We start from the raw sequence: 8,605 nt of genomic DNA, 5'->3' as shown, positions 1-8,605 counted from the left end.
TAGGTTAAAATCGGTTGATACCGATATTACTGCTGCCCGCTAAAGTGTTTTTAGAAAATTGCGCTTTGCGGCAGTATGGCAACTTGTTTTCTTTTTCTACAAAGGGGCTATTTTGCAAAAGGCTCAAGTAATAAAATCATCGTCTATTGTGTGGTTTTTACCGCAGTCTTAAGCGTGATGATGGGCTGGCTGGGTTACCGGTCCTACAGCAACAGCCTCCTGGAGCGGTACCAGGTTTACGTGGATTCCTTCATCAAAATCGCCATGAGCGAAATCGATGGGGATGATTTACGGGCTTGCATTGACACGCTCCAGGAATCAGAAGGCCTGAAAAGACTGCAATTAACCTTGAACACTTTCAAGGAAAGATCCGAGATGCAGTTTATCTACATGGTCTACTTCCCCGACGGTAATGACCCCACCCGGATGAATTATGTCCTCAATGCCTTTACGGAGCAGGAGTTCCTGGAAGAACCGGAAACCATCAATTCCCTCGGTGATCCCGTGGGTGAAGGCGATTTTGATGAGAATATGCGCCGGTTGTTTTACAACTCCCTCATGGATGACAGTGACAAAACCGCCATCCGTTTCCTGGTCAATGACAGTGAATTCGGTTATATGATGACGGGTTATGTGCCGGTGCTGGATGCCGCCGGCCGTCCCGTTTGCGTGCTGGCTATGGATGTGTCCATGGACCAGATTAAAGAAAACATGCGTTCCTACCTGATGACGGTGGCTATCGGTGCCGTGGCCCTCTTGGCAGTATTCCTCCTGATCTTTATCACCATTATGAACCGTTCCGTGGTCCAACCGATTATGAGCCTGGCCCGGAGTGCCCAGCACTTCGTGCGGCAGACCAATGAGGTAGAAGACCCGTCCCAACTGTCCTTCCAAGAGGTAGCGGTGCAGACCAGGGATGAAATCGAGCTCTTGGCCAACAGCCTCAATCACATGACCAGGGAGATCAAGAATTACATGGTCAACCTGGCCGCCATGTCGGCGGAAAGGGAACGTATCGGTGCCGAACTGGACCTGGCCAAGCAAATCCAGAGCAACATTTTCCCCACCGTGTTCCCGGCCTTCCCCAACCGGACGGAGTTCGACATCTATGCGAACCGGACTACCCTGGTGGGGGACGGCAGTTTCTACGATTTCTTCCTGATTGACCGGCACCGCCTCTGCCTGGTGGTAGGGGAAGCTTCCGGCAAGGGCATTCCCGCCACCATGTTCGCCGTCTTGGCCGCTGCCAATATCCGCAGCTTCGCCCGGCTGGGTTACCAGCCCTACCGGATTGTACTGGAGACCAACAACCAGTTAAGTCAGAACAATACGGAAGGTTTAACCGTCTCCGTCTTTGTCGGTATCGTGGACTTAAGAACCGGGGAAATGGATTACGTGAACGCCGGCATGCCGACCACTTTGGTGAAGCGGGCCGGGGCTGCCTTTGAGGAGGTCAACGAAGTCACCAGCTTTGTCCTGGCCAATATGGAAAACGTGAATTTCCAGCAGAACCGCCTGGAACTGATGCAGGGGGACATGCTGATGGTTTATTCCGCCGGCGTTGCCAGAACCAAGAACAAGGACGGCGACGAGTTTTCCGAGCCCTACGTTACCATCCAACTCAACGAAACCATCAAGCGGGAATACGAGCTGGAGAAAATACTGGAGGGGATGAAAGAAACATTAATTGAATTCTCCAGCGGGGCGGAACACACCGCCGGCGGCGCCATGCTCATTTTCCGGTTTTTGGGATAGGGGCATAGTCTAACAGCGCAAAAGACGGGGAGCTGTCCTCAGGCTTTGGAGGACAGCTCCGGTTTTTCCCGGCGTTGTAGGAGAGGCACAGCCCTTGCCTTTGGGCCGTTATGTATTACGTGTATGTCCAGAATATGATTTTGAATGAGCATGGCCGCCCAGCCAGGGCGCTGGTATTGTTGGATATTTCCAGTCCCGCCGGCATACACTAGCACCAGGGGACCCGGGGGATAAGCCTGCGTCCACGGCAGGAATACGGGATTTGAGCTAGAAATAATAGCTGTAACGACCCGTCTGGGAGGGTTAATCCATGGCCAAATTTATTATTTCCGGCGGAAAGAGACTGTCTGGGACAGTTGCAGTCAGTGGAGCTAAGAATGCTGCTTTACCCATCATGGCGGCCTCCCTCATGGCGGAGGGAGAAACCATTCTGGAAAACGTGCCGCAAATCGAGGACGTTAAGTGCATGGCGCAAATCCTGGAGGGTCTGGGGGCGAGCGTCAGTTGGACAGACAGCAATACTGTGTCCATCAAGGTGGGCTCCGATGTCGGCACCATTACCCCCTATCCCTTAGCCAAGAAACTAAGGGCCTCCAATCTATTGCTTGGGTCCCTCGCCGGGCGCTTTGGGCGGGCGGAAATATCCATGCCGGGCGGGTGTTCTATTGGTTCCAGGCCCATGGATCTGCACTTGAAAGGATTGAAAGCCATGGGAGGAGATGTGACTACCGGCCATGGTTTTATCAAGGTGCAAGGTAAGCTCCACGGGGAAAAGATCTACCTGGACTTTCCCAGTGTGGGAGCTACGGAAAACTTGATGATGGCAGCTGCCTTGAGCGAAGGCCAGACGGTTCTGGAAAATGCCGCGAAAGAGCCTGAGATTGTGGACCTGGCCAATTTCTTGAACGCCATGGGCGCCCAGATCTGGGGTGCCGGCACCGACCTCATCCGGATTAGAGGGGTAAGAGAACTCCGCCCTGTACGGTACAGCATTATTCCCGACCGGATTGAGGCAGGTACCCTGGCCATCGGGGCGGCGGTGACCGGCGGCCGGGTGCGGCTGGAAAATGTTATTCCCATGCACCTCATGCCTCTCATTGCCAAGCTAAAAGAAGCAGGGGCACGGCTTATTCTGGAAGAAGATGCCCTGGAAGTGGAAGGAGTAGCAGAGTACACCCATACGGATATCAAAACCATGCCCTATCCGGGTTTTCCGACGGATCTGCAATCACCCATGCTGGTGCTGTTGTCCCGGGCCAAGGGCACCAGTGTGGTTGTAGAGAACATTTATGAAAACCGCTTCCGCATGGTAGGGGAACTGCGGCGCATGGGGGCAAATATCCGGGTGGAAGGACAGACGGCCGTGGTGGTAGGCGTAGAGAAGCTCTACGGTGCCCAAACCAAAGCCACGGATCTAAGGGCGGGAGCGGCTCTGGTGCTGGCCGCTTTGGCGGCGGAAGGTCAGTCTGAAGTATGCGGTATCGAACACGTGGACCGCGGTTACGAAGATTTCCATAAGAAACTGCTGTCATTGGGAGCCGACATTGAGAGGGTCGACGCCTGATGGTTTAGGGAGGAAGTAGAATGAGCTATTTTGATTCCGGCTATGAACGGAGACCCAATTATTTTGTGATTTTTGTCCTGATGCTGATTAGCGCGCTCATTGGGGGTATCGTGGCTTTATATTTAGGGCCTACTATCCTGGGTGAGGATATAGCAGTGCCTCCACCCGGGGAGCAGCAGGAAAAACCAAACCAAACACCGCCGGTATTGATCTCGCCCACGGAATCTCCGGTAGTGGCCATCGCCGAAAAGGTCAGCCCGGCGGTGGTGAGTATCGTGAATTACCAGCAAACGGGTTTTTTCCGCCAATTGCAGCCCTCCTCAGGCTCCGGGGTGATTTTCGACAGCAAGAACGGCTATATTGTGACTAACTATCACGTCATCGCCGGAGCGGACCGGTTGGAGGTTATTGTGCAGGGTGAGCACCAGTACGAAGGCAGGGTCATTGGCGGGGACGAACAGACGGACCTGGCGGTGATCCAGATCAAGGCCGACAATTTGCCCGAGGCGGTCTTTGGCGATTCCGACCGGCTCCGGGTTGGAGAACTGGCCGTGGCCATCGGCAGTCCCCTGGGCACCAGTTTTGACCGCTCGGTGACGGCCGGAGTGATCAGCGCCCTGAACCGGCAGATTAGTGTAACCGGTGCATCGGGGCAGGAAGTTAATCTCAATGTGATCCAGACAGATGCGGCCATTAACCCGGGCAACAGCGGCGGGGCCTTGGTGAACAGCCGGGGCGAAGTCATCGGGATTAACAGCGTGAAGGTGAGCCGGGCTGATGTGGAAGGCATGGGATTTGCCATCCCCATTAACGACGTGAAACCCATTATCAGACAGTTAATCGAAAAAGGTTATGTCAGCCGTCCTTTTATCGGTATCTATAATTACCAAGTGGTGACGGAGCAGTTGGCCCAGTGGTACGACCTGCCCCAAGGCATTTGGGTGGGCGGTATTGTGCCCGGGGGCCCGGCGGAAAAAGCGGGCATGCAGGTGGAAGACATCATCGTCCGCATTGGCGACCAGAACATCAAGACCGCCGCGGACTTGCAGGGGGTCTTGAAAAAACTCAAACCCGGGGATCAGGTGGTCATCCGGGTAGTGCGCAAAGGCAAGGCCATTGATTTGCAAGTGACCCTGGGCGAAATGCCTCGGTCTTAACCGGAGAACCACGGGAAAGGGCCGCGGGAGCGGCTCCCGGACTGCCGCACCACCGGCGGGACAGTTTGTCAACAGGCTGAGGGCCGCGGGAGCGGCCCCTTCATTGTGCCGCCGCCAGCGGCTCTTTTTTTGGGAGGAATGAACATGATCTTAATCATCGCAGTGGTGCTGGGCCTAATCGCCGGGTATTTCCTCCGGCTGCCTGCTTCCTGGCTGGACAAGCTGGGCACCGCCAGCTTCATTGCTCTCGGCATTTTGCTCTTTGTTTTAGGAGCTCAGATCGGGGCGGATCCGGCCACCAGGGCCAATTTGGGTACTTTAGGCCTCAAATCCTTTTTCCTGACTATATTTTCCATTGGCGGCAGCGTCGGCGGCGTTTGGTTGTTGGAAAAGAACCTGGGCGGCAAGAATAATTCTGTAAACCACCTGTCTACCCGGTCGGCCGGGGACAATCCTTTCCGGCTGGCGGGATTCGTGGGACTCATCTTGGCCGTGGGTATCGTTTGTGGTTACCAGTACCTGGCACCGGAAGATTTACCCTTCCTAAAAGACCTGGCTTCCTATGCCCTGGCTTTGATGCTCTTTTTCGTGGGTTTTGACCTGGCCAGGCAAGAGCAGGTGTGGCGCCAGTTAAAAACCCTGGGCGTCGTATCTTTCCTTATTCCCGCCGGGGTGATGGTGGGAGGTACCCTGGGGGCGCTGGTGGGGGGCATGCTCATCGGCATCTCTCCCCCGGTGGCTTTAGCTACGGGGGCCGCCAGCGGCTTCTACAGCTATTCCGGGGTGGTAGTGGCAGAAGCGGTGGGTGCCGAGGCAGGGGCCATCGCTTTCTTAACGAATTTCTTACGGGAACTGTTGTCATTTTTCATTATTCCTGTGCTGGGGGTCCGGCTGAAAGGCAGCTTGGCGGCCCTGGCCCCCGGCGGGGCTACTACCATGGATACCACGCTGCCGGTGATCGTCCGCGCGCTAGGTAGAGATGCGGCGGCCATTGCTCTTATCAACGGCAGTCTGGTTTCCTTACTGGTGCCGCTGGTGCTGCCTCTTTTGCTCAGACTTTAAGTGACATGGGGGGCCGGTTGTGGAAGTTACCGTGGTGAGTGTAGGTAAGATCAAGGAACCTCCGGTGTTGCAAGGGATTGAAGCATACAGCCGGCAGTTGGACAAATATTGCCGCCTGAACCTGGTCGAAGTACCGGATGCCAAGGCGCCGGAGCATCTCAGCGATAAAGAAAGAGAGCAGGTGAAGAATTTAGAAGGGCAGGGCATTTTGAAGCGCCTTAAAGAAGACATGTATGTTATTGCCCTGGACATCAAAGGGCAGATGCTGTCCTCGGCGGAACTGGCCGGAAAAATCCGGGACTTAAGAGACAAAGGCTGCGGCCACCTGGCCTTTGTAATCGGCGGTTCCTTGGGACTTTCGCGGGAGGTGCTGGGCCGGGCGGACTTTCGCTTGTCCTTCGGCCCGCTGACCTTTCCCCACCAGCTCATGCGGTTAATGCTTCTGGAACAGCTCTGCCGCTGTTTTAAGCATATTGATGGGCAAGGGTAAAGCCTTTTGCCACATTTTTCGTCGAGGGGCAGGCCATGAATTTTATCATTTATCTCGTAAACTGCAAAATAGATAGATTTTACCGGGAAGCTATCCGGGAGTATGAAAAGAGATTAAGCCGGTATTGCAAAACTCAGGTGATTGCCGCAAAAAACGCGGGGGTACTGGCGTCAAAATTGCCCGGGAAGCTCTATAAGATCATCATTTCGACCCAAGGGCAGCTCATGTCTTCCGAAGAACTGGCGGAGAAAATCAACCGCCTAGGTCTGGCGGGCAACTCCACAGCGGCCGTCATTATCGGGGCGGAGGACATGGCCGGTGATGAATCTTGGGCTATCAGTCCCCTGGAAATGGATCCCGGGCTGCAGGCTACCGTCATTTTCGAGCAGATTTACCGTGCTTACCGCATCCTCCATCATGAACCTTATCACAAGTAGGGTGCCGGCCAAAGCCGCTGCCCCAATCCCATCGACATGGGATTGAAGGGCCCGGCAGCATGGCAGGGCCGGTCGTTACTTGGGCCAAACATGTTTGTAATTGTTCTTTTAAATACCTGGGTTGTTGTGCCCTTGAAGGAGAGCTGGTGCAAGTGCCCGTTTTTCCCTACGGCCACAAAGAAATAAATCATTTGAAAGAACGGGATCCCAAGCTCGGGGAGGCGATAGACAGGATTGGGCTGATTGAGCGGGAAATCATGCCTGAGTTGTTTCCGGGATTGGTCCATACCATTCTGGCCCAGCAGATTTCCAACAAAGCCATCAATACTGTCTGGCAGCGTTTTCTTGAGGCGTTTCCTGAAGTGACACCGGAGGCCGTGGCCGTCGCCGACCTTAAAGTCATCCGGCAGTGCGGTACCAGCCTGCGGAAGGCCGGCTACATTAAAGGAGTGGCAGAAGCGGTGCTGGCAGGGAAACTGGACTTGCGCCGGCTGCCGCTGATGCCTGATGAAGAGGTCGTTAAGCACTTGTGCGCTCTCAAAGGCCTGGGCCTTTGGTCCGCCGAGATGTTCTTGATTTTTTCCTTGCTGCGACCCGACGTGGTGAGCTGGGGAGACCTGGCCATCAGAAAAGGGATGATGGCCTTGTATAACCTCCCGGAGCTGGACCGGGATACTTTTGAAAAATACCGGCGGCTCTATTCGCCCTACGGTACCGTGGCTTCCCTGTACCTGTGGGAGATCGCCGCCGGCTGTTGATTATTTACACACGTCTACCCAGGTTCCCCCGGTCACTGCTGCCAGTTCCTCCGGCGTGATCTTGGTGGCGGAATTGGGGGAACCCGCCGCCGGGTAGACATAGTCAAACTCTTTCAAGGTCACGTCCAGGTAAACGGGTATGTCGCCCAGGGCAAAGGGGCAGACGCCCCCCACCGGGTACCCGGTAGCAGCTAGGACCTCATCAGGGTTGAGCATTTTCGCCTTTTGCTTAAAGCAATCCTTGAATTTCCGGTTATCAATACGAGCATCCCCTTTGGCAACCACCACAATGACTTGTTCTTTCAAACCGATGGCAATGGTTTTAGCGATCCTGGCCGGCTCCACCCCCAAAGCGACCGCCGCCAGCTCCACCGTGGCGGTGCTGGTGTCAAATTCCCAGATGGGGTAGGGGAGGTTCCTTTCCGCAAAAAACTGCTTAACCCTTTCGACGCTCACTGTTTTCCCTCCGTTACCGCTGCTTTTTCCCCAATATTTTACCACAATCGGGCTTTGTTGGCTCCCTTAGCCGGATGAGCTTGAACACGCCTGCTTATGCTAGCCGCAGGAATATGCTTATACTACCAAAAATCAGGCGGAAATGACCGTTATCAGGAGGATATTGGAGGATCTGGGAGGATCTTTGAGGAACTCCGGGTTATCGATGCCGTGTCCTGGCTGAGATGGGGAGAGCATGGCTGAGGCAGCCTCATCGTCTTTGACGGGTTGTCTAACAAGATGATATCCTGGGGAACAAATTTGGCGAATTGGAGAGGGGGGACCTTCGTATTTGGGAAGGAGCAAGATCGTAATAGAGCGTCTTTACAAGATATTTGGACATGAACCGAATAAAGCAATTTCATTGCTGCAACAAGGATTGGGTAAAGAAGAAATTCTAAAGAGGACGGGACATACCGTTGCCATTAATGATGTGTCCATCGCGATTGAAGAAGGCGAAATCTTTGTCATTATGGGCTTGTCCGGCAGCGGCAAATCAACCCTGGTCCGGTGTGTCAACCGGTTGGTTGAACCAACCAAGGGCAAGATCATGATCGATGGGGAGGATGTGCTGGCGATGGTCCCCCGGGAGCTCCGGGAGCTGAGGCGAAAGAAAATTGGCATGGTGTTTCAGAAGTTCGGGCTGTTTCCGCACCGGACAGTGATGGGTAATGTAGAGTATGGTTTGGAAATTCAAGGCATACCTGCGGCGGAGCGGAAGGAAAAAGCCGCTCAGGCCTTGGATATTGTGGGATTGCTGAATTGGGCCGGCAGTTATCCCGCCAGTCTCAGCGGTGGTATGCAGCAAAGGGTCGGCTTGGCCAGGGCCCTGGCTAACGATCCGGACATTTTGCTCATGGATGAAGCGTTCAGCGCCTTGGATCCAC

General features: G+C 54.6%; 9 protein-coding genes. 8 read left to right on the top strand and 1 reads right to left on the bottom strand.

Features of this window, described 5'->3' with window-relative positions:
- Positions 1 to 150 precede the first annotated feature (150 nt).
- The 7 genes from GXX34_01535 to GXX34_01505 all read left to right on the top strand — a co-directional run bounded on the left by GXX34_01535 (position 151) and on the right by GXX34_01505 (position 7,223).
- Positions 151 to 1,755, top strand: a complete 1,605-nt coding sequence (locus tag GXX34_01535; GenBank protein ID HHW06210.1) for a SpoIIE family protein phosphatase — start codon at positions 151 to 153, stop codon at positions 1,753 to 1,755.
- A gap of 310 nt (positions 1,756 to 2,065) precedes the next feature.
- Positions 2,066 to 3,319 (top strand): UDP-N-acetylglucosamine 1-carboxyvinyltransferase, encoded by a 1,254-nt coding sequence (gene murA / locus GXX34_01530; protein HHW06209.1) that lies wholly within the window; start codon positions 2,066 to 2,068, stop codon positions 3,317 to 3,319.
- Between the two features lie 20 nt (positions 3,320 to 3,339).
- Positions 3,340 to 4,476: a PDZ domain-containing protein gene (locus GXX34_01525; protein ID HHW06208.1), complete on the top strand. Its 1,137-nt coding sequence runs from the start codon at positions 3,340 to 3,342 to the stop codon at positions 4,474 to 4,476.
- Between the two features lie 144 nt (positions 4,477 to 4,620).
- Positions 4,621 to 5,538, top strand: coding sequence for a lysine exporter LysO family protein (locus GXX34_01520; GenBank protein HHW06207.1), 918 nt, complete (start codon positions 4,621 to 4,623; stop codon positions 5,536 to 5,538).
- A gap of 19 nt (positions 5,539 to 5,557) precedes the next feature.
- A complete protein-coding gene (gene rlmH, locus GXX34_01515; GenBank protein ID HHW06206.1) occupies positions 5,558 to 6,028 on the top strand; it encodes a 23S rRNA (pseudouridine(1915)-N(3))-methyltransferase RlmH in 471 nt (156 codons plus the stop codon).
- Between the two features lie 35 nt (positions 6,029 to 6,063).
- Complete coding sequence (locus GXX34_01510; GenBank protein ID HHW06205.1) at positions 6,064 to 6,465, top strand: 23S rRNA (pseudouridine(1915)-N(3))-methyltransferase RlmH; 402 nt, start codon at positions 6,064 to 6,066, stop codon at positions 6,463 to 6,465.
- A gap of 152 nt (positions 6,466 to 6,617) precedes the next feature.
- On the top strand, positions 6,618 to 7,223 hold the full coding sequence (locus GXX34_01505) for a DNA-3-methyladenine glycosylase 2 family protein (GenBank protein ID HHW06204.1): 606 nt from the start codon (positions 6,618 to 6,620) through the stop codon (positions 7,221 to 7,223).
- Here the strand turns inward: GXX34_01505 and GXX34_01500 are convergent, their stop codons facing one another.
- The gene (locus GXX34_01500; GenBank protein ID HHW06203.1) at positions 7,224 to 7,679 is read right to left on the bottom strand and encodes a YbaK/EbsC family protein; all 456 of its coding nucleotides are present in this window, start codon (positions 7,677 to 7,679) and stop codon (positions 7,224 to 7,226) included.
- Positions 7,680 to 8,010: 331 nt separating this feature from the next.
- On the opposite strand from GXX34_01500, the gene GXX34_01495 reads away from it, so the two are divergent.
- Positions 8,011 to 8,605: ATP-binding cassette domain-containing protein (locus GXX34_01495; protein ID HHW06202.1), on the top strand; the 595-nt coding region annotated here is incomplete at its 3' end.

It is taken from the genome of Clostridia bacterium (assembly GCA_012840125.1).
Classification (GTDB): domain Bacteria; phylum Bacillota; class DULZ01; order DULZ01; family DULZ01; genus DULZ01.
This window is presented reverse-complemented; position numbering and strand designations above follow the sequence as displayed.